The 19046-nt window shown below is 63.2% G+C and carries 21 protein-coding genes; 18 read left to right on the plus strand and 3 right to left on the minus strand.

Annotated features, from left to right (window positions below; all coding sequences use genetic code 11):
* The first annotated feature begins 32 nt into the window (after positions 1 to 32).
* From PY257_RS02870 to PY257_RS02930, 13 genes are all read left to right on the plus strand, one after another.
* A complete protein-coding gene (locus PY257_RS02870) occupies positions 33 to 1265 on the plus strand; it encodes a TolC family protein (RefSeq protein ID WP_275738562.1) in 1233 nt (410 codons plus the stop codon).
* Positions 1262 to 2776 (plus strand): efflux RND transporter periplasmic adaptor subunit, encoded by a 1515-nt coding sequence (locus tag PY257_RS02875; RefSeq protein ID WP_275738564.1) that lies wholly within the window; start codon positions 1262 to 1264, stop codon positions 2774 to 2776. The genes PY257_RS02870 and PY257_RS02875 overlap by 4 nt, the downstream gene beginning before the upstream one ends.
* Positions 2773 to 5946, plus strand: coding sequence for an efflux RND transporter permease subunit (locus tag PY257_RS02880; protein WP_275738567.1), 3174 nt, complete (start codon positions 2773 to 2775; stop codon positions 5944 to 5946). The genes PY257_RS02875 and PY257_RS02880 overlap by 4 nt, the downstream gene beginning before the upstream one ends.
* Positions 5943 to 6329 carry a copper-binding protein gene (locus tag PY257_RS02885; RefSeq protein WP_275738569.1) on the plus strand — a complete coding sequence of 129 codons (387 nt, stop codon included), beginning with the start codon at positions 5943 to 5945 and terminating at the stop codon, positions 6327 to 6329. The genes PY257_RS02880 and PY257_RS02885 overlap by 4 nt, the downstream gene beginning before the upstream one ends.
* Positions 6330 to 6374: 45 nt before the next feature.
* Entirely contained in the window at positions 6375 to 6773 is a 399-nt protein-coding gene (locus PY257_RS02890) for a hypothetical protein (RefSeq protein ID WP_275738571.1), read from the plus strand.
* A 44-nt stretch (positions 6774 to 6817) separates the two neighbouring features.
* On the plus strand, positions 6818 to 7213 hold the full coding sequence (locus PY257_RS02895; RefSeq protein ID WP_275738573.1) for a hypothetical protein: 396 nt from the start codon (positions 6818 to 6820) through the stop codon (positions 7211 to 7213).
* Complete coding sequence (locus tag PY257_RS02900; RefSeq protein WP_275738575.1) at positions 7210 to 8634, plus strand: TolC family protein; 1425 nt, start codon at positions 7210 to 7212, stop codon at positions 8632 to 8634. The genes PY257_RS02895 and PY257_RS02900 overlap by 4 nt, the downstream gene beginning before the upstream one ends.
* A gap of 20 nt (positions 8635 to 8654) precedes the next feature.
* Positions 8655 to 10073, plus strand: coding sequence for a multicopper oxidase family protein (locus tag PY257_RS02905; RefSeq protein WP_275738577.1), 1419 nt, complete (start codon positions 8655 to 8657; stop codon positions 10071 to 10073).
* 31 nt (positions 10074 to 10104) lie between these two features.
* Complete coding sequence (locus PY257_RS02910; RefSeq protein ID WP_275738579.1) at positions 10105 to 10608, plus strand: cupredoxin domain-containing protein; 504 nt, start codon at positions 10105 to 10107, stop codon at positions 10606 to 10608.
* Positions 10609 to 10677: 69 nt separating this feature from the next.
* Positions 10678 to 11016 carry a copper-binding protein gene (locus tag PY257_RS02915; RefSeq protein WP_275738581.1) on the plus strand — a complete coding sequence of 113 codons (339 nt, stop codon included), beginning with the start codon at positions 10678 to 10680 and terminating at the stop codon, positions 11014 to 11016.
* 98 nt (positions 11017 to 11114) lie between these two features.
* Positions 11115 to 11441 (plus strand): four-helix bundle copper-binding protein, encoded by a 327-nt coding sequence (locus PY257_RS16380; RefSeq protein WP_275738583.1) that lies wholly within the window; start codon positions 11115 to 11117, stop codon positions 11439 to 11441.
* Between the two features lie 50 nt (positions 11442 to 11491).
* Positions 11492 to 11914 (plus strand): DUF305 domain-containing protein, encoded by a 423-nt coding sequence (locus tag PY257_RS02925; RefSeq protein WP_275738586.1) that lies wholly within the window; start codon positions 11492 to 11494, stop codon positions 11912 to 11914.
* A 130-nt stretch (positions 11915 to 12044) separates the two neighbouring features.
* Positions 12045 to 14303: a copper-transporting P-type ATPase gene (locus tag PY257_RS02930; protein WP_275738588.1), complete on the plus strand. Its 2259-nt coding sequence runs from the start codon at positions 12045 to 12047 to the stop codon at positions 14301 to 14303.
* Positions 14304 to 14889: 586 nt separating this feature from the next.
* Here the strand turns inward: PY257_RS02930 and PY257_RS02935 are convergent.
* The 3 genes from PY257_RS02935 to PY257_RS02945 are packed head-to-tail and all read right to left on the minus strand — an operon-like array spanning position 14890 to position 15772.
* Positions 14890 to 15105, minus strand: coding sequence for a GDCCVxC domain-containing (seleno)protein (locus PY257_RS02935; protein WP_275738590.1), 216 nt, complete (start codon positions 15103 to 15105; stop codon positions 14890 to 14892).
* Position 15106: 1 nt separating this feature from the next.
* Positions 15107 to 15391, minus strand: coding sequence for a mercury resistance system periplasmic binding protein MerP (gene merP / locus PY257_RS02940; RefSeq protein ID WP_275738591.1), 285 nt, complete (start codon positions 15389 to 15391; stop codon positions 15107 to 15109).
* A 9-nt stretch (positions 15392 to 15400) separates the two neighbouring features.
* Positions 15401 to 15772 carry a mercuric transporter MerT family protein gene (locus PY257_RS02945; protein ID WP_275738593.1) on the minus strand — a complete coding sequence of 124 codons (372 nt, stop codon included), beginning with the start codon at positions 15770 to 15772 and terminating at the stop codon, positions 15401 to 15403.
* Between the two features lie 45 nt (positions 15773 to 15817).
* On the opposite strand from PY257_RS02945, the gene merR reads away from it, so the two are divergent.
* The 5 genes from merR (at position 15818) to PY257_RS02970 (ending at position 19042) form a co-directional block, all read left to right on the plus strand.
* Complete coding sequence (gene merR, locus PY257_RS02950; protein WP_275738595.1) at positions 15818 to 16213, plus strand: Hg(II)-responsive transcriptional regulator; 396 nt, start codon at positions 15818 to 15820, stop codon at positions 16211 to 16213.
* A 135-nt stretch (positions 16214 to 16348) separates the two neighbouring features.
* Complete coding sequence (locus tag PY257_RS02955; protein ID WP_275738769.1) at positions 16349 to 16675, plus strand: ArsR/SmtB family transcription factor; 327 nt, start codon at positions 16349 to 16351, stop codon at positions 16673 to 16675.
* Between the two features lie 50 nt (positions 16676 to 16725).
* Positions 16726 to 17226: an arsenate reductase ArsC gene (locus tag PY257_RS02960; protein WP_419095648.1), complete on the plus strand. Its 501-nt coding sequence runs from the start codon at positions 16726 to 16728 to the stop codon at positions 17224 to 17226.
* A complete protein-coding gene (locus PY257_RS02965; protein WP_275738597.1) occupies positions 17223 to 17708 on the plus strand; it encodes an arsenate reductase ArsC in 486 nt (161 codons plus the stop codon). The genes PY257_RS02960 and PY257_RS02965 overlap by 4 nt, the downstream gene beginning before the upstream one ends.
* A gap of 53 nt (positions 17709 to 17761) precedes the next feature.
* On the plus strand, positions 17762 to 19042 hold the full coding sequence (locus tag PY257_RS02970; protein ID WP_275738599.1) for an arsenic transporter: 1281 nt from the start codon (positions 17762 to 17764) through the stop codon (positions 19040 to 19042).
* The last annotated feature ends 4 nt before the right edge of the window (positions 19043 to 19046 follow it).

The raw sequence follows: 19046 nt of genomic DNA on the forward strand, positions 1-19046 counted from the left end.
CAGCGATTGTCTCGTTCGTCTGCGGAGTTTTCATGTCCATCCTTTTCCTGCGCGCGGTCGTCACGGCAGCTGCGCTGCTTCCGTACCTCGCGACGGCTGCCCCTCTGTCCTTGGAGGCGGCGCTTCAATTCGCAGCGCAACGGTCCGAAACCACGCGGGCCGCTCGTGCCAGCGCATTGAGCGCCACGGAGACCGCGCAAGCTTCTGCCCAGCTTCCCGATCCCACGTTGCGCATCGGCGTCGACAACCTGCCAGCGACGGGGACCGACCGCTTCCACACAGCCCGCGACTCCATGACCATGAAGCGCATCGGCATCAGCCAGGAATGGCTGTCCGCCGACAAGCGCGCCGCGCGGCGGGCCGCCGCCGATGCCGCGGTCGGCCGTGAAGCAGTGCTGGCACAAGCCGCTACCGCAGACACCCGTCGCCAAACAGCGCTCGCTTACGTCGACGCCTTCTACGCTGGCGAAAGCCTGAAGCTCGCACGGCTCATGGCGCACCATGCGCACGAAGAACTGGAGGCATCGCGGGCACGCCTGTCTTCGGCCGTGGGGAGCAGCCAGGATGTGCTGGCGCTGACCGGTGCAAAAGGCGTTTCGGACGACGAGACGGCGGACATCCTGCAACAGCAGGGCGCCGCGGGAGTGGCTTTCCAGCGATGGGTCGGCATGCCGCCCGATGATCTGCTGCCTCCGGGCCCCTTCGTGCTGCCGGCCGAAGACGCGTACGTCGCTGCGCACCCCACGGTCGGTGCGATGCAGCGCGAAGTCGAAGTGGCCACGCGGACGGCTGCCGTCACCGCCTCCAACCGCAAGCCCAACTGGACCTGGGAGGTCGCGTATGGTCAGCGCACCGGCTATTCCGACATGGTGTCTGTGGGCGTGAGCATTCCGCTGCCCCTTGCCCCTGGGGAACGTCAGGACCGGGACACCGCGGCCAAGCTGGCTCTTGTCGAGAAGGCAGAGGCCGATTTGGCCGAAGCGACCCGTGCCGCCATCGCGGAATTTCGGTCGCTGCGCAACGACGAAGAGCGCCTCGAACAACGCATCGACCGCTACCGTGCCGGCGTCGTCGTTCCAGCCAGCCAAAGAACGGCTGCCGCGGTGGCGGGTTACCGATCCAACCAAGGCAGCTTGATCGCACTGTTTGAGGCACGCCATGCCGAAGTCGAAGCGCAGCGCAAGCTGCTGGCGCTGCAGCGCGACTTGGCCAGAACCCAGGTTCAATTGACCTTTCGGCCGCTCACTGTTGAGGTGGCGCAATGAACAGAACACGTGTGATCGGTCTCTCGTTGTTGGCGGCCGGGCTGCTGGCAACGAGCGCCTTCTACCTGGGCCGCAAGACGGGCCAGCCCGCGGACCCCTCAATGGTTACGGCGACCGCCGCACCGACGCCCGATGGCCGCAAGGTGCTTTACTGGCACGACCCCATGGTGCCGGGCCAGCGCTTCGACAAGCCGGGCAAGTCGCCGTTCATGGACATGCAACTCGTCCCCATGTACGCCGACAGCGCGACGGGCGCGCCCAACGAGAGGGGCGTGACGGTCAACCCTGCGGTCCAGCAAAACCTTGGCATCCGGTACGCCAGCGCGCGGCGAGCGGAAACCTCTGCGTCCTTCGAAGCGGTGGGCGCCGTGCAATTCGACGAGCGGCTCAACGTTGCCGTGCAGACGCGCGTTGCCGGGTATGTCGAACATCTTTCGGTCCGCGCGCTGATGGAGCGCGTGCGCAAGGGCCAGGCACTGGCGACGGTCTTCGCGCCCGATTGGCTCGGACCGCAGAACGAACTGCTCGTCCTCAAGCGTTCGGGTGCCCCTCCTGACCTCGTCGCAGCCGCGCGTGATCGTATGCGGGCCATGTCCATCCCCGCGGAACTCATCCGGCGCAGCGAAGAGTCCGGCACCGCGCATGCGCGCTACGTCCTCTCCGCACCGTCCGATGGCGTGGTGGCCGAGTTGGGCGTGCGCGAAGGGGTGGCCATCACTCCTGGCATGACGCTGTTCCGCATCGCGGGGCTGGAAAGGGTCTGGGCAGTAGCCGAGATTCCGGAAGCGCAGGCGGTACGACTCACGCGTGGCCAGAAGGTCAAGGCGATCCTTCAAGCCGATGCTGCCCAGACTTTCGCCGGGACGCTCGACGAGATCATTCCCGAGATCAACAGCTCGACCCGCACCCTGAAGGCTCGCTTCGAGGTCGACAACAGGAACGGAAAGCTGACGCCTGGCATGCTGCTGCGCCTGCAGGTGGCTGGTCCCGCCAGCAGCCAGTTGGTCGTACCGTCCGAAGCGGTTATCCGCACTGGCAAGCGCGCTGTCGTCATTGTGCGCAAGGCTGACGGCGCCTTTGAGCCGCGCGATGTGTCGCTGGGCGCGGACCAGGGCGACGACACCGAAGTCGTTTCGGGCCTGAGCGAAGGCGATCAGGTGGTCGCCAGCGGTCAGTTTTTGATCGACTCGGAGGCCCGGCTGCGCTCCGTGCTGGGCAACATGGCGGCGCCCGCAGCCCCGCCGAACGCTGGAGCTTCGACGCCGGCCGGGGTGATTCACAAGGCCGAGGGCAAGGTCGAAAGCGTGGCGTCCGACGGCATCACCATCTCGCATGGTCCGGTCGCGACGCTCAAATGGCCGTCGATGACGATGGGGTTCGCCAAGACATCGCCGAACGCATTCCCGGAAATCAAGCCTGGCGACCAGGTCCGCTTTGAGTTCAAGGAGGGTGGCCCCACAGACTACGAACTGGTTTCCGTGCAGCGCCTGCAACCAGGCGCCAAGCAATGATCGCCGCCCTGATCCGCTGGTCGATCGGCAACCGGTTCCTCGTGCTGATCGCAACCGCATTTCTGGTGGCGGCCGGCTGGTGGTCCGTCGTCCGGACACCGCTTGACGCATTGCCCGATCTCTCGGACACCCAGGTCATCATCCGCACGCCTTTTCCTGGCAAAGCGCCCCAAGTGGTCGAAGACCTGGTCACCTACCCACTGACCACCACCATGCTCAGCGTGCCCGGCGCCAAGACCGTGCGCGGCTATTCCTTCTTCGGTGACTCGTTCGTCTACGTGCTCTTCGACGACAAGACCGATCCGTACTGGGCGCGCTCGCGCGTGGTCGAGTACCTGAACCAGGTGCAGAGCAAGCTCCCCGCGGGCGCCAACGCCTCGCTGGGCCCTGATGCCACGGGCGTGGGCTGGGTCTACGAATACGCTCTGGTCGACCGCACGGGCACGCGCGACATCGGACAACTGCGCGCGCTGAACGACTGGTTCCTCAAGTTCGAGCTGAAGACCGTGCCCGACGTGGCTGAGGTCGCCAGCATCGGCGGCATGGTGCGTCAGTACCAGGTGGTGCTCGATCCCGACCGCATGCGCGCGCTTGGCGTTACGCAAGCGACGGTGATTAGTGCCTTGCAGAAGGCCAACCAAGCGTCGGGCGGTTCGGTGGTCGAGTTCGCCGAGGCTGAGTACATGGTGCGTTCGCGCGGATACCTACGGTCGCTGGACGATTTCCGCACGATCCCACTTGCTGTGACAGGTGCTACTCCAGTGCTGCTGCGCGACGTGGCCACAGTGCAGATCGGCCCCGAAATGCGCCGTGGCATTGCCGAACTGGATGGAGAAGGCGAAGTGGCGGGCGGCGTCATCGTCATGCGCTCGGGCAAGAACGCCCGTTCGACCGTCGAGGCCGTCAAGGCGAAGCTCGAAGCGCTCAAACCCAGCCTGCCGCCGGGTGTGGAAATCGTGCCCACCTACGACCGTTCGCTGCTGATCGACCGCGCCGTCGAGAACCTTCGCGGCAAGCTCATCGAGGAATTCGTCGTGGTCGCGCTGGTTTGCGCGGTCTTCCTGTTCCATCTGCGCTCGGCGCTCGTGGCAGTAGTGGCGTTGCCGATCGGTGTGCTGGCGGCGTTCGTCGTCATGCACTGGCAGGGCGTCAACGCCAACATCATGTCGCTTGGCGGCATCGCGATTGCCATCGGTGCGATGGTGGACGGCGCGATCGTGATGGTTGAGAACGTGCACAAGCACATTGAGGCCTTCGAGGCGGCGCACGACCGGCAGCCGACAGTGGCCGAGCGGTGGCGGCTCGTGTCCGAGGCCTCCGTGGAGGTGGGGCCAGCGCTGTTCTTCTCGCTGCTGGTGATCACGCTGTCCTTCGTGCCGGTCTTCTCGTTGGAGGCGCAGGAGGGCCGGTTGTTTTCGCCATTGGCGTTTACCAAGACCTACGCCATGGCGGCCGCGGCGGGTTTGTCGGTGACGCTGATCCCGGTACTCATGGGCTACCTGATTCGGGGACGCATCCCGCATGAAGCCTCCAACCCCGTCAACCGCTTCCTGGTGGCGGTGTACCGGCCCGCGCTGGAACTGGTACTGCGATTTCCCAGGGGAACGCTGGCCATGGCCGCCGTGATGCTGGCGTTAACGGCTGTTCCGTTGATGCGACTGGGCGGCGAGTTCATGCCCCCACTCGACGAGGGCGATCTGCTGTACATGCCTTCCGCGCTGCCCGGGTTGTCGGTGTCGAAGGCTTCCGAACTGCTGCAACAGACCGACCGCCTGATCAAGACCGTGCCGGAGGTTGCGCGCGTGTTCGGCAAGGCAGGCCGCGCGGACACCGCCACCGACCCCGCGCCGCTCGAGATGTTCGAGACCACGATCCAGTTCAAGCCGAAGGCGCAGTGGCGCGCGGGGATGACACCGGACAGGCTGGTCGAAGAACTGGACCGCGCAGTCAAGGTGCCGGGCCTGACCAATGTGTGGGTGCCACCCATCCGCAACCGGATCGACATGCTGGCCACGGGCATCAAGAGCCCGGTCGGCATCAAGGTGGCGGGGGCGGATTTGGCCACGATCGATTCGCTGACAACGCAGATCGAGGCGGCCGTCAAGAACGTTTCCGGCGTGTCGTCTGCACTGGCCGAGCGGCTCACCGGTGGGCGCTACATCGACGTCGACGTCGACCGGCTTGCAGCAGCACGCTACGGGCTCTCGGTGGCGGACGTACAGGCCGTGGTGTCCACGGCCATCGGTGGCGAGAACGTCGGTGAGGTCATCCAGGGCCGCGAGCGTTATCCGATCAACGTCCGCTACCCGCGCGAGATCCGCGATTCGCTGGAGCGGCTGCGGCAATTGCCTTTCGTGACCGAAAGGGGGGCGCAATTGCTGCTCGGTGATGTGGCGAAGATCACCATCGAAGAAGGGCCGCCGATGCTGCGCAGCGAGAACGCGCGGCTGTCGGGATGGGTCTACGTCGACGTTCGGGGCCGCGACCTGCGCTCCGCCGTCAGCGACATGCAGGCCGCGGTTGGCAAGACCGTGAAGATGCCTGCGGGCTATGCCGTGTCGTGGTCCGGCCAGTTCGAGTACTTGGAACGCGCGACCGAGCGGTTGAAGCTAGTCGTGCCCGTCACGCTCGCGGTCATCGTCGTGCTGCTCTACCTGCTGTTCAGGTCGTTCGTCGATGCGGCCCTGGTGATGGCGGCGGTGCCGTTCTCGCTCATCGGCGGCTTCTGGCTGATCTGGGCGTTGGGCCATTCGATCTCCGTGGCCACCGCGGTGGGCTTCATCGCCCTGGCCGGCGTGGCGGCCGAGTTTGGCGTCGTCATGCTGGTCTACCTGAAGAATGCACTGGCGCGTCGCCTCGAAGCCGGAGAGCCGATGAAAGACGAGACCCTGCTGGCTGCGATCCGTGAAGGCGCCGTGCTGCGTGTGCGACCGAAGGCGATGACCGTCGCGGTCGTGATGGCGGGCCTGCTGCCCATCCTGTGGGGGAGTGGCACCGGCTCAGAGGTGATGACGCGCATTGCCGCGCCCATGGTGGGTGGCATGGTCACGGCGCCGCTCCTGAGCATGCTCGTCGTGCCTGCCGCATGGTTTCTGCTGCATCGCAGGAGGCCGGAACATCGGCGACGTTCATCTACGATTGGCGTACCAAACCCAGGAAAAGCGCCTTGAAAGACGCCCCTCATCCGCGAGCATTCATCCTCGCGCACAATCCGGCCCTGCAGTTGGGAGCACTTATCCTGCTTGGATTGTTGCCCGCTCTGAACTCTGCGTGGGCCCAGAGTTCGGCACGCCCTCAGCCGCCAGTTTCCTCGGCGCTGCCGTCGACTCTCGCGCTCACGCACGCCGTGATCGAGCGCGTGCTTCACGACACCGGCGAAATTGTCCTCGACCACGAGGACCTTCCGAATCTGGGCATGCCGCCCATGACCATGGCATTTGACGTGTCGAACGAGACGATGCTCAAGGCTTTCAAAGCAGGGGACAACGTCAGGTTCCAGGCGGAAATAGTTGCGGGAAAACCCACGATCACACGGTTGGAGCGCGCGCCTTAGCACGCGGGCGTGCAGTATTTTTTCGGCCCCCGTACAATCGAGCCAATGGTCAGCTTTCGCGCGATCTTTTTGTGGCTCATGATGTTTGCGGTGCCTTTTCAAGGCTACGCGGCGGCAGCCATGGCCGTTTGCGCTCCGGGAACGGCCATGTCAATTGGAGCTGTCTCGGTCTCCGCAAGCAATCACCATGATCATGGCGACTCGGGATCGGCTGCGGGCCATCACGCAGATGCCCACGTCGACGCGCATGACCATGGCGCTGATGCGGGCCAAGACGACGCAGGCCACAAATGTGGCAATTGCGCTCCCTGCCATGCTGTGGGGCTCACTCCGGCCGTTGCTGCCATCGAAAGCTTTGGCCTTCCGCAGGCCGACCTGGTAGAGCCTCTCTACGCGCTGGCGATCGTCTCGCCCGGCGTTCCTCACAAACCTCCTCGCGTCTAAGGCGTTCACCGTCCGGCAGCTTTGCTGTCGGCGTCTGAACGCGCATGCATCGCCTGCTGTTGCTCCCGCCTTTTGGCGGTCGACAGCACTTCGTTCATGAACATCGCGAGGAACCCATGTTCAAAAAATCGCCGGCGGCTTGGCTGGTCAGCTTGACCACATTCGTGGCTTTCACGGCAGGCGCGCAGACTGCGCCCGCCGTGGACGCTCCCTCGGCCACGCCGAGTTCTCTTTCCTACAGCTCGGCGATGGACGGCTACAAAGCCTTCGCTGACGAAAAAGCCATCCCATGGAAGGCCGCCAACGACACCGTCAAAGGCCGTGGTGGATGGCGCGCTTATGCCAAAGAGGCGAGCGGCGAACCCTCTGATACCAAGCCGCCTTCAGCGGCAGATCCACACGCCGGCCATGTCATGCAGGCTCCGAAAGAGAAGCCATGACGCGCCCGCTGCGTATAACGCTCAGCGCTGTCGGCCTTGCGGTCCTGACAGGCTGTGCCTCCCTCGGCATCGACGATGCCGTCAAGCAGACCAACAGCTCCGCGGCACAGTTCACCGGTGGCAACTTGGAGCTGAGCCGCACCAAGGAACAGCGCGACGCACGCCTTGCAGTGGCCGATGAGCTTCTGGGCAAGCCGCTGACGCAGGATGCCGCAGTGCGCCTCGCCCTGGCGAACAGCCCTGCGTTGCAGGCCATGGTGGCCCAGAGCTGGGCCGAGATCTCCAACGCGAACCAGGCGGGCAACATTCCAAATCCGGTGTTCAGCTTCGAGCGCCTGCGCATTGGAGATGAGCTCGAAATCGGGCGGCTTTTGTCGTTCGGCGTGGTCGACCTGATACTCCTGCCGCGCCGCATGTCCATTGCGCGAAGCCAGGGCGTTCAGGCTCAGATCCAGCTCACGACCACCGTCGTGGACCAGGTGACCCAGGTTCGCTCGGCCTGGGTGCGTGCCATCGCCGCGCAGCAGCTGCTGCAATACGCCGAGCAAGTCAAACAGTCGGCAGAGGCCAGCGCTGAACTCGCTCGGCGGATGCAGCTGATCGGCAACTTCAGCAAGCTGCAGCGAGCGCGCCAGCAGGTGTTCTATGCCGACGCGACGACCCAACTGGCCTCGGCCCGTCATGCTGCCACTTCGGCTCGGGAGGAACTGGTCCGCGCTCTGGGGCTGGATGACAGCCAGGCTTCGAAGCTGCAGCTGCCAGAACGCCTTCCCGATTTGCCCAAGGCGCCCCGCCCAGCCCAGGACGTCGCCAGCACGGCAGGTGCACAACGCCTGGACGTGCAGCAGGCACGCGCGCAGCTGGAGGTGGCGGGTAGGTCGCAAGGCATCAACCAACTCTCCACGTTCGTCGACGTGGAAGCTGGCATCCGGCGTGACACCGTCTTCGACAACCAAGAGGGGACGCGCAGCACCGGGCGAGGGTTCGAGCTGGACATTCGGCTGCCCCTTTTCAACTGGGGCTCCGCCCAGCGCGACGCACTGAACGCTCAATCTCTGGTGGCCGCCAACCGTTATGACGCTGCCGTCCGCGGTGCGACATCTCAGCTGCGCCAGGACTACTCGGCGTATCGCACGACTTACGACATCGCACGCCACTACCGCGACGAAATCGTCCCACTGCGCCAAGCGATGGCCGACGAGAACGTCCTTCGCTACAACGGGATGCTGATCGGCGTCTTCGAGCTCTTGGCCGAGGCACGCGATCAGATCTCGAGCGTGACCAACGCGATCAACGCCCAGCAGCAGTTTTGGTTGGCGGACGCGGCGCTCGCCGCCTCTGTGATCGGCAAACCCTCTGCCATGGCCTCCCCGGCTGCCGGTGGCGCCAGCTCCCAAGCGGCCGCCGCACCGGCCCATTGAGCAATCTTCAAAAGCTACACATGAACAACAGACGCAACTTTTTGAGCGGTGCAGGGGCCATCACGGGTGCCATCGCCGCCGCTACGGTGAGCAAGGTAGCGATGGCTGCCCTGCCTGAACCGATCTTCCAGGGAAAGCCTGACACCATGCCTCCACTGGCGCCTTCAACAGGCCGCCCCTACAACCCTGTCGTCACGCTCAATGGCTGGACGCTGCCCTGGCGCATGAACAATGGCGTGAAGGAATTTCACCTGGTCGCCGAGCCGGTGGTGCGCGAGATGGCGCCCGGCTTCAAGGCCAACCTCTGGGGCTACAACGGCCAATCGCCCGGCCCGACCATCGAGGTGGTCGAAGGCGACCGGGTGCGCATCTTTGTCACCAACAAGCTGCCCGAGCACACCAGCATCCACTGGCATGGACAACGCCTGCCCAACGGCATGGACGGCGTTACCGGTTTGAACCAGCCGGGCATTCAACCAGGCAAGACATTCGTCTACGAGTTTGTCGCGCGCCGGCCCGGCACCTTCATGTACCACCCCCACGCCGACGAGATGGTGCAGATGGCGATGGGCATGATGGGTTTCTGGGTCACGCACCCCAAAGCCGAGCATCCGCTGATCGAAAAAGTCGATCGCGATTTTGTGTTCCTGCTGAATGCCTACGACGTGGAGCCAGGCAGTGCGACGCCCAAGATCATGACGATGTTGGACTTCAACCTTTGGTCCTGGAACAGCCGGATCTTCCCGGGCATCGACTCGCTCAACGTTCGGCAGAACGACAAGGTCCGGATCCGTTTCGGCAACCTCACGATGACGAACCATCCGATGCATCTGCATGGGCATGAATTCCTCGTTACCGGCACCGACGGCGGCCCGACGCCGAAGACCTCCAGGCAGTACGAGGTGACCACCGATGTGGCGGTCGGGCAGATGCGGCAGATCGAATTCCTCGCGGACGAGGAAGGCGACTGGGCATTCCATTGCCACAAGAGCCACCACACGATGAACGCCATGGGCCACGACGTGCCCACCATGATCGGCGTCGACCACAAGGACGTCGTCAAGCAGGTCACCAAGCTCGTGCCCGACTACATGGTGATGGGCGAGCGCGGCATGGCGGACATGGGTGAGATGGAGATGCCGCTGCCCGACAACACGGCGCGAATGATGTCCGGCGAGGGACCCTTCGGCTCTGTCGAGATGGGCGGCATGTTCAGCGTGCTGAAGGTGCGCAAGGACCAGAAGCGCGGCGACTACTCAAACCCAGGGTGGTTCAAGCACCCACAAGGGACCGTTGCCTACGAATTCAACGGTACCTCTGCTGAGCCGCCCCGCGCACGCGACGCGGGCTCAGCCGCGATGCCTGCGCAGAACATGCCGGCCAAAAACATCGAAGTGCAAGTCCGTAAACCAGCAGCCAAAGGCCATGCGGGCCATTGATCCCACGTCTTTTTTCAACAGAGGAAATCACATGAAGATTCAGACCATTCGCTGTGCAGCAGTCGCTGCGATCACCGCCCTTGCCGCTGTCGGCGCTTTTGCTGCGGGCAGTCACGCCGGCGGTCACGACGCCAACGATGCCATCGGCAAGCCTGGAGTGGCTGCCAAGGCAACCCGCACCGTCAAGGTGGACATGACCGACTCGATGCGCTTCACTCCCGCGAGCATCGACGTCAAGCAAAACGAGACGGTGCGCTTTCTCATCACCAACTCGGGAAAAATCAAGCATGAGCTCGTCCTCGGTACCGAGAAAGAACTCAAGGAGCACTACCAGCTCATGATGAAGAACCCTGAGATGGAGCACGACGACCCGAACATGGTCACGCTCGCGCCCGGCAAGAGCGGGGAAGTTGTTTGGCAGTTCACCAAGGCCGGCAAGATCGACTTCGCATGCCTGCAGCCAGGTCACTACGACGCCGGCATGAAGGGCGCGGTCAACGTCGCCAAGTCCGCTTCCAAGGCCACTGCCAAGTAAGACGTCAACCAACCGTCGGGGCACCTGACCGTGTTCCAGACGGCCCACGCCTACAAACGAAAGACCCTCATGAAACAACTCCGTCTAGCAATCGCAGCTTCCGTGGCTGCCCTCACGTTCTCCTTCGCTGGTATTTCCGGTGCGCAATCGGCGACCGACGCCACCACGTCCGCAGCCACCGCCGGCGAGATGACCGACGGTGAGGTGCGCAAGGTAGACAAGGAAAACAAGAAGCTCACGATCAAACACGGCCCGCTGAAGAGCCTCGACATGCCCGGCATGACCATGGTGTTCCAGGTGCAGGACCCAGCACTGGTGGAGACGGTTCAACCTGGCGACAAGGTTCGCTTCGTCGCAGAGAAGCTCGACGGGAAATTCACCGTCACGAAGTTGGAAGTCGCACGCTGAAGCTTGCTCAGCGTGCCTGCCAAGCCCGAGAAGGGCCGCCATAGAAGGCGGGCCTTCCCACATCGCCGGTTCGCCGGCTTATTACCCAGGAGACTGCCATGTCACATGAAAAGTACGCCGACTGCATCGATGCCTGCAACGCTTGCGCGACTGCATGCAACCACTGTGCCTCATCCTGCCTCGCCGAAGACGACGTCAAGATGATGGCAGGGTGCATTGCATCCGACATGGACTGCGCGGCCGTTTGTCAGCTCGCCGCTGCTGCCATGGCACGCGATAGCGCGCATGCCGCCGCTATCTGTCGCCTCTGCGCTGAGATCTGCAAGGCCTGCGGAGACGAGTGTGCGAAGCACGAAGCGCAGCACTGTAAGGACTGCGCAGCGGCCTGCTATCGATGCGCTGAGGCTTGCCTCGAAATGGCTTAGCAAGCGGACCACCATCCCTGACCGCTTTTATCAACACTCAAGGAGCTTCCATGACCGCGTCTTTTCTGAGATTTCCCCTCGCAGTGCTCGCCCTCGGCGGCGCTCTGCTTCAACCAGTCGCTTTTGCGCAACCGGCTGCACCGCATGGACACGATTCGGCGCGCGCCCCCGCGGCTTCCGGAATGGGATCTGGCATGCACTCCGGCATGGACATGAAAACCATGATGAAGGACATGAACGAGAAGATGTCCTCCATGCGCATGAGCGGCGATCAGGATGTCGACTTCGCGATGATGATGCGGATGCACCACCAAGGCGCCATCGACATGGCCCAGGCTGAGCTGCAGGCGGGCAAGGACCCCCAGATGCGCAAGATGGCTACGAACGTCATCAAGGCGCAGAAAAAGGAGATCGCCGAACTCGACAAATTCTTGGCCAAGCACGGCCACTCTGGCGAAGCGATGAAGAAGTAGCCTGGCTGCCCTTCACGGGCCGTCCCCCTCAGCGCCCTCTCGGCGCTCCCTCCCACGCCGCGAACGTCGCGTGCGTCTTGACCTTCTCACGATGAGAAGGTCGAGACTTGCCTCAAAAGAGGAAATCGTCATGCAGTCCAGCAACAAACCGAGTCACGACCACGCAGTCCATGAGGACGTTGCGCTGCGTGCTGTCGATCACGCAGGCCACCACGGTCACATGACGCACAGTGCTGCCGCAGGGCGAAGTCTCCCTGCAGCGGATCATGGGAAGGTCGAGTACACCTGCCCCATGCATCCCCAGGTTCGCCAGATGGGCCCGGGCAGTTGCCCGATCTGCGGAATGGCATTGGAGCCGGTTGTGGCAAGCACCGAGACCGGAGAAAGCCCCGAGCTGCGCGACATGACCAAGCGTTTCTGGGTGGGACTGGCCCTCGCGGTGCCTGTGTTCATCCTGGAGATGGGTGCACACCTGGTGAACCTGCATGCGTTCATCGCGCCGCAGCTGTCCAATTGGATTCAGCTGGTCTTGGCGACACCGGTGGTGTTGTGGAGCGGCTGGCCATTCTTTGTACGCGCTGCGGCCTCGGTGAAAAACCGAAGCCTCAACATGTTCTCGTTGATCGCCCTGGGGACGGGCATCGGTTGGCTCTACAGCATCGTCGGCACCGTCGCTCCGGGCGTTTTCCCATCGGAGTTTCGCGGACCAGAAGGCGCGGTGGCGGTCTACTTCGAAGCAGCCGCCGTGATCACGGTGCTTGTCCTGCTCGGCCAAGTGCTCGAACTGCGGGCCAGGGAAAAAACCTCGGGCGCCATCAAGGCACTCCTTGGGCTAGCTCCAAAGACGGCCGTGAAAGTAGGTTCTGGCAAAACGGATGAGACAGTGGAGGTCGAGGCCATTCAAGTGGGCGATCTGCTGCGGGTGCGGCCCGGCGAAAAGGTCCCTGTCGACGGCAAGCTCGTCGAGGGGAAGGGCAACGTCGACGAGTCCATGGTGACAGGCGAGCCGGTGCCCGTTGCCAAAGCCATCGACTCCCAGGTCACTGCCGGCACGCTGAACCAGACCGGCGGTTTCGTGATGCGTGCGGAGAAGGTGGGAGCGGACACACTGCTCTCGCAGATCGTCCACATGGTGGCGGCTGCGCAGCGCAGCCGCGCCCCCATCCAGCGCATGGCCGACCAAGTGGCGGGGTGGTTCGTTCCTGTGGTGATCGCCGTCGCCCTGCTCACCTTCGCGGCCTGGTTCGTTTGGGGGCCGAGCCCGGCGTTCTCGTATGCGTTGATCGCCGCGGTGGCTGTGCTGATCATCGCGTGCCCCTGCGCCCTGGGCCTCGCTACGCCGATGTCCATCATGGTCGGGGTGGGACGCGGCGCGCAAAGCGGCGTTCTGATCCGCGATGCAGAGGCGCTGGAGCGCATGGAGAAGGTCGACACCTTGGTGGTTGACAAGACCGGGACCTTGACCGAGGGTCGCCCCAAGGTCGTGAAAGTGCAGCCTTTGAACGGCTTCGAGGCCGACGACGTGCTGCAGAAGCTCGCGAGCGTCGAACGCGCAAGTGAGCATCCCCTTGCGGCGGCGATCGTGGCGGACGCGTTGGAGCTCAAGCTCACCTTGTCACCCGTCACCGATTTCGATTCGCCGGTTGGCAAGGGGGTGATCGGTTCGGTGGACGGCGTGCAGGTGGTTTGCGGCAGCGCCAAGTTTTTGGCTGAGCACGCCATCGATGTCGGAGCCGCCGACCAAGAGGCCGAACCCATCCGGGCCAAGGCTGCGACGGTCATCTTCGTCGGCATCGGCGGTCGACTTGCGGGGTTCGTCGGCATCGCTGATCCCATCAAGACAAGCACAGCCCAAGCCATTGCCAGCCTTCGCAAGAGCAACATACGCGTGGTCATGCTGACGGGCGACGGCAAGACGACGGCGCAAGCAGTAGCCCGCGAGCTTGGGATTGACGAGGTTGTTGCTGAGGTATTGCCGGAGGACAAGGCTTCGGTAGTGCAACGCCTCAAAAGCGAGGGGCGCGTTGTTGCCATGGCCGGCGACGGCGTGAACGATGCACCGGCGCTGGCGGCCGCCGATGTCGGCATCGCCATGGGGACGGGAACAGACGTTGCCATGGAAAGTTCGGGCATCACCCTGCTGCAGGGCGATCTGATGGGCATCGTGAAGGCGCGTCAGTTGTCGCAGGCCACCATGAGCAACATCCGCCTGAATCTCTGGTTCGCCTTCGGCTACAACGTGCTCGGAATTCCGATCGCGGCCGGCTTGCTGTACCCGTTCTTTGGCATCCTGCTTTCTCCGGTCGTTGCCGCTGCCGCGATGGCGCTTTCGTCTGTCAGCGTCATTGCAAATTCTCTGCGTCTGCGTTCGAGCAGGCTCGGAGATTGAGATGCGCTGACGGTTGGTCCTGTTCTGGATCCGGCGCATGCGGTGTCGACCGTTTGAAGCGATGAATTCAACCCAGGAACAGTCCTTGCAGCAGGATCGCGCAAACCCGACTTCCGTCTGGCGTAGAGGCGAAATAAAGCCGTGGAGCCGCCCGAGCGTTCAAGGCTTGCCATGACCGCCTCTACGGGTCACGTGCTCGAGCTTTCCAGCAGACTTGAGCACTTCACCGGTGTCCATGGGATGGTTTTCCACATGGCGAACGTCATCCTAATGAGTTTCCGACCTCGCCCACTGCCGCTGCTGCCCAACCTGCGGTCGCGATTACCCCGACGGTTGAACAAAAGCGCTCCCGCCAACGTTGCTGTAGCTTGATCGAGTCAGGTGAACGCCTCGGGCGCAGTTTCGCCTTTTGAAGTCATCCACAATGTGACGCTGTGCACCGGCTGGTTGCGTCAAACACGACCCCCATGTTTACACCAATGATCTTCGCTTGACAGTGGCAGCCGCCGATCGCTGTGTTCCGGTAGGAAGCTTCTTGCAGTTCGGGGTCCTTGCTTGAAGGTCGTGATTTTGCGAGGGAAAGCCTTCAGCGCGAGCAGCAAGTGGTCGCGTCCTGGATCGGTGGGCACGTTCGTGTGCCGTAGGAACAGAACACGCAGCAGTCGCCCGGCAAGGGCCGCAACACGGTCTTGCACTTTTGGCACTCGTAGAACCACTGGCACGAGTCGGTCGACATCGTCTCTTCCTTGGCGTGGCCACACTCTGGGCAGGAAAGGGTCGATTGGAGAACCACGCTGCTCATGTCATTGCACCTGCTGCACCGTCGACGGGAAGCCGGCAGCGGCAGTAGCTTTGGTCAGCAGCTGAGGCGTTGTTTTCGCAGGATCAAAAGCAACGATGGCACGATGCGCTTTGACATCAATCTTGGCTGAGTCGACGCCGGGCACTTTCTCGAGAGCCTTGCGAACTGTGATCGGGCAAGCGGCGCAAGTCATGTTTGAAACGTCAAGCGTGACGGTGCTGGTCCCACCCGCGAACGCGGCTGACGCGACCACCGCCACTGCGAAGATAATTGCAAATGACTTCATAAAGTGTCCTCAGTAGAAAAGCGGGGCATACACAGGAAATGCCATCAGCGCCGCCGAGAACACCGAGACGATCCAAAAGATTGCTCGCTGGCGACGACGAACGACGGGCAGACCGCAGATTCCTTCCGGCGAGCACGCTTCCTGGCGCCGGTACAGCCGGTAGAAAGCAAAGCTGAAAAAGACCAGCGCCAACGCAGTGAAGTAAGGCTGAAGAGGCTCCAAAGCGATGAGACGAGAGCCCCATGCGCCCCCGACCCCCAGCATGACGAGCACGAGTGGGCCGGCGCAGCAGGCCGATGCGCCGATCGCAGCTGCAACAACTGCAACGACCGAGCCAGCAGTAGTCCAGCGTGTCTTCCCGGAGTTGGCTTGATCAGGCATCTGAGGTAGTCTAGGTACGTACCTGAGTACGGAGTCAAGCCAACTATGGAATCAATGACAATTGGCCAGCTTGCTAAGTTGGCAGGGGTTAACGTCGAGACGATCAGGTACTACCAGCGGCGCAAACTGCTGCCACAGCCCGAACGTCCGTCTGGTGGCATTGGGCGTTACCCGCTCGACGCTTTTATCCGGCTGCGCTTCATCAAGCGATCGCAATCCCTTGGCTTTTCACTTGAAGATGTGCAAGCGTTGTTGTCGCTGGACGACGGTCAGGCCTGCTCCTCAGCAAAGGAAATCGGGGAACACAAGCTTGCAGACGTGCGAGAGCGCATCCAAACGCTGCAGGCTCTTGAGTCTGCGCTTCAGCAACTGGTTTCCCAATGCGCGAACTCGGAGCGCGAGGTAAGGTGCCCTTTGATTGAGGCCCTGGCGCGCCCATAGTGCTTCAGAGGGGCCCAGCGTCACCGCGGAGGCGACCCAACCGGGCAGTGCTGATCCGCCACCTCATTTTCCGCGTGTGGGAGCGATGACATCAAACCTTCATAAACAATGCAATTGTTCAACTATGATCGAATCATGGAATCTAATGCTGTCGTCCGCTCGCTTGCTGCCCTGGCTCAGCCTGTACGGCTGCAGGTTTTTCGCTGTCTAGTCGTGGCAGGCCAAGAGGGGTTGACGCCCAGTGACCTCGTCGAAGCGATCGGTGTACCGGCTACGAGCCTGTCGTTTCACCTCAAAGAGCTGACGCACGCTGGTCTTGTGACCCAGGAGCGTCAGGGTCGCCACCTCATCTACCGCGCCGCCTTCGATCAGATGAATGCGCTGCTCGGCTACCTCACTGAAAACTGCTGCCAAGGAGAGGCTTGCGCTGTCTCAAATGGCTCGCTGGTTTGTTCGCCCTGATCGGATCGTCCCTAGATCTCCAGGCGTTGACGATTTTCCAACCACTGACCATCATGACTGCCCCTCTCCACAACGTGCTGTTCATCTGCACTGGCAACTCGGCTCGCTCCATCATTGCCGAAGGCCTGCTCAACCAGCTTGGCAGCAGCCGTTTCAAGGCCTTCTCCGCAGGCAGCCATCCGAAGGGCGCTGTGAATCCCTTCGCCCTGGAAACGCTGCGCACGCTTCACATCGAGGACCGCGGCTACAGCAGCAAGAGCTGGGGCGAGTTCGCCAAGGACGGCGCGGCGCCGATGGATTTCGTGATCACCGTCTGCGACCAGGCCGCAGGCGAGATGTGCCCGGTGTGGCCGGGCCAGCCGATCACCGCGCATTGGGGTCTGCCGGACCCGGCGGCCGTGGAAGGCACCGCTGAGGAAAAAAGGCGTGCCTTCATGGACACCGCGGTGACGCTCAAGCGCCGCATCGAGTTCATGCTGTCCCTGCCGATGGACAAGCTGGAGCGCATGGCCATCCAGCATGAGATGCGCAACATCGGGACCCGGCAGTGACGACGAAGATCCTGATCCTCTGCACCCACAACTCGGCGCGCAGCGTGCTCTCCGAGGGCATGTTGAACCACTGGGCAAAGCAGCTCGGGGTGGACGTGCAGGCCTTCAGCGCCGGCAGTGCGCCAAGCGGGCGCATCAACCCGATGGCCGTCGAGGTCCTGCAGGCGGCGGACATCGACACATCGAGCTATCGCAGCAAAAGCTGGGACGAGTTCACAGAGCCGGACGCGCCGCAGATGCGCGTGGTCATCACCGTCTGCGACAGCGCTGCCCAAGAGGCCTGCCCCTACTGGCCTGGCGCGCCGGTCAAGATCCACTGGGGCTACCCCGACCCATCCAACGCCGGTGCAAACGCCGCTGAGAAACGCGCGGCCTTCGAAGCCACGCGGCAGGCGATCGGTGAGCGCATGCGCCAGCTCGCGCAAGTGCCTTTTGACTCGTTGAACGACGCGCAACTGCGGGCCGCTCTCGACGCCCTTTGAGCCTGGGGAGGGCGCTCAGCTCTCTCTTTTCCCGATCCCAACAAGAAGCTCACATGCTGGCCGCCATCCTCATTTTCGTCTTCACGCTCGTCCTGGTCATCTGGCAGCCGCGAGGTCTGGGCATCGGCTGGAGCGCATCGCTCGGCGCCGTGATCGCCCTGGTCCTAGGGGTTGTTCACCTCGGCGACATCGCAGTCGTCTGGGGCATCGTCTGGAACGCCACCGCCACCTTCGTGGCCGTGATCATCATCAGCCTGCTGCTCGACGAGGCCGGCTTTTTCGAATGGGCAGCGCTGCACGTCGCGCGCTGGGGCGGCGGGCGCGGACGGCTGCTCTTCGCCTTCATCGTGTTGCTTGGTGCGGCGGTGTCGGCCCTGTTCGCCAACGACGGCGCCGCGCTGATCTTGACGCCGATCGTCATGGCCATGCTCATCGCCCTGGGCTTCACATCAGCCGCGACGCTAGCCTTCGTCATGGCGGCGGGCTTCATCGCCGACACCGCCAGCCTGCCGCTGATCGTGTCGAACCTGGTGAACATCGTCTCGGCTGATTTCTTCAAGATCGGCTTCGATGACTACGCCGCTGTGATGGTTCCGGTCAACCTGGCCTCCGTGCTCGCCAGCCTGGTCGTGTTGATGCTCTATTTCCGGCGTGGCATCCCGGCGAGCTATGACCTGGCACAGCTGAAGGCACCGTCGGCGGCCATCAAGGACCGGGCGACCTTCCGGGCAGGTTGGGTCGTGCTCGTCCTCTTGTTAGTCGGCTTCTTCGGCTTGGAACCGCTAGGCGTGCCGGTGAGCGCCGTCGCAGCCGTGGGCGCAGTGCTGCTGCTGGCGATCGCAGCGCGAGGTCATGTGATCAGCACGCGCAAGGTGCTGCGTGGCGCCCCCTGGCAGATCGTGATCTTCTCGCTGGGCATGTACCTGGTGGTCTACGGGCTGCGCAATGCAGGTTTGACGGACCAGATCGCAAGCCTGCTGAACTACTTTGCGCAAAGCGGCGTCTGGGGCGCAGCCATGGGCACGGGCTTTCTCACGGCGCTGCTGTCCTCGGTGATGAACAACATGCCGACGGTGCTCATTGGTGCGCTGTCGATCGATGCCTCCTCCGCCACGGGCGTGGTGAAGGAGGCCATGATCTACGCCAATGTCATCGGCTGCGACCTCGGCCCGAAGATCACGCCCATCGGCAGCCTGGCAACCCTGCTCTGGCTGCACGTGCTGGCCAAGAAAGGCACCACCATCACCTGGGGCTACTACTTCAAAGTCGGCATCGTGCTGACCGTGCCGGTGCTTTTTGTGACCCTGGCGGCACTGGCGATCCGCCTGGGCTGAGCGC

Source organism: Curvibacter soli (assembly GCF_029211125.1).
Lineage (GTDB): Bacteria > Pseudomonadota > Gammaproteobacteria > Burkholderiales > Burkholderiaceae_C > Curvibacter_A > Curvibacter_A soli.

Coding starts and splice junctions, on each gene's coding strand:
- PY257_RS02870 (WP_275738562.1), top strand. CDS start 33: ATGTCCATCCTTTTCCTGCGCGCGGTCGTCACGGCAGCTGCGCTGCTT.
- PY257_RS02875 (WP_275738564.1), top strand. CDS start 1,262: ATGAACAGAACACGTGTGATCGGTCTCTCGTTGTTGGCGGCCGGGCTG.
- PY257_RS02880 (WP_275738567.1), top strand. CDS start 2,773: ATGATCGCCGCCCTGATCCGCTGGTCGATCGGCAACCGGTTCCTCGTG.
- PY257_RS02890 (WP_275738571.1), top strand. CDS start 6,375: ATGGTCAGCTTTCGCGCGATCTTTTTGTGGCTCATGATGTTTGCGGTG.
- PY257_RS02895 (WP_275738573.1), top strand. CDS start 6,818: ATGCATCGCCTGCTGTTGCTCCCGCCTTTTGGCGGTCGACAGCACTTC.
- PY257_RS02900 (WP_275738575.1), top strand. CDS start 7,210: ATGACGCGCCCGCTGCGTATAACGCTCAGCGCTGTCGGCCTTGCGGTC.
- PY257_RS02905 (WP_275738577.1), top strand. CDS start 8,655: ATGAACAACAGACGCAACTTTTTGAGCGGTGCAGGGGCCATCACGGGT.
- PY257_RS02910 (WP_275738579.1), top strand. CDS start 10,105: ATGAAGATTCAGACCATTCGCTGTGCAGCAGTCGCTGCGATCACCGCC.
- PY257_RS02915 (WP_275738581.1), top strand. CDS start 10,678: ATGAAACAACTCCGTCTAGCAATCGCAGCTTCCGTGGCTGCCCTCACG.
- PY257_RS16380 (WP_275738583.1), top strand. CDS start 11,115: ATGTCACATGAAAAGTACGCCGACTGCATCGATGCCTGCAACGCTTGC.
- PY257_RS02925 (WP_275738586.1), top strand. CDS start 11,492: ATGACCGCGTCTTTTCTGAGATTTCCCCTCGCAGTGCTCGCCCTCGGC.
- PY257_RS02930 (WP_275738588.1), top strand. CDS start 12,045: ATGCAGTCCAGCAACAAACCGAGTCACGACCACGCAGTCCATGAGGAC.
- PY257_RS02935 (WP_275738590.1), bottom strand. CDS start 15,105: ATGAGCAGCGTGGTTCTCCAATCGACCCTTTCCTGCCCAGAGTGTGGC.
- merP (WP_275738591.1), bottom strand. CDS start 15,391: ATGAAGTCATTTGCAATTATCTTCGCAGTGGCGGTGGTCGCGTCAGCC.
- PY257_RS02945 (WP_275738593.1), bottom strand. CDS start 15,772: ATGCCTGATCAAGCCAACTCCGGGAAGACACGCTGGACTACTGCTGGC.
- merR (WP_275738595.1), top strand. CDS start 15,818: ATGGAATCAATGACAATTGGCCAGCTTGCTAAGTTGGCAGGGGTTAAC.
- PY257_RS02955 (WP_275738769.1), top strand. CDS start 16,349: ATGGAATCTAATGCTGTCGTCCGCTCGCTTGCTGCCCTGGCTCAGCCT.
- PY257_RS02970 (WP_275738599.1), top strand. CDS start 17,762: ATGCTGGCCGCCATCCTCATTTTCGTCTTCACGCTCGTCCTGGTCATC.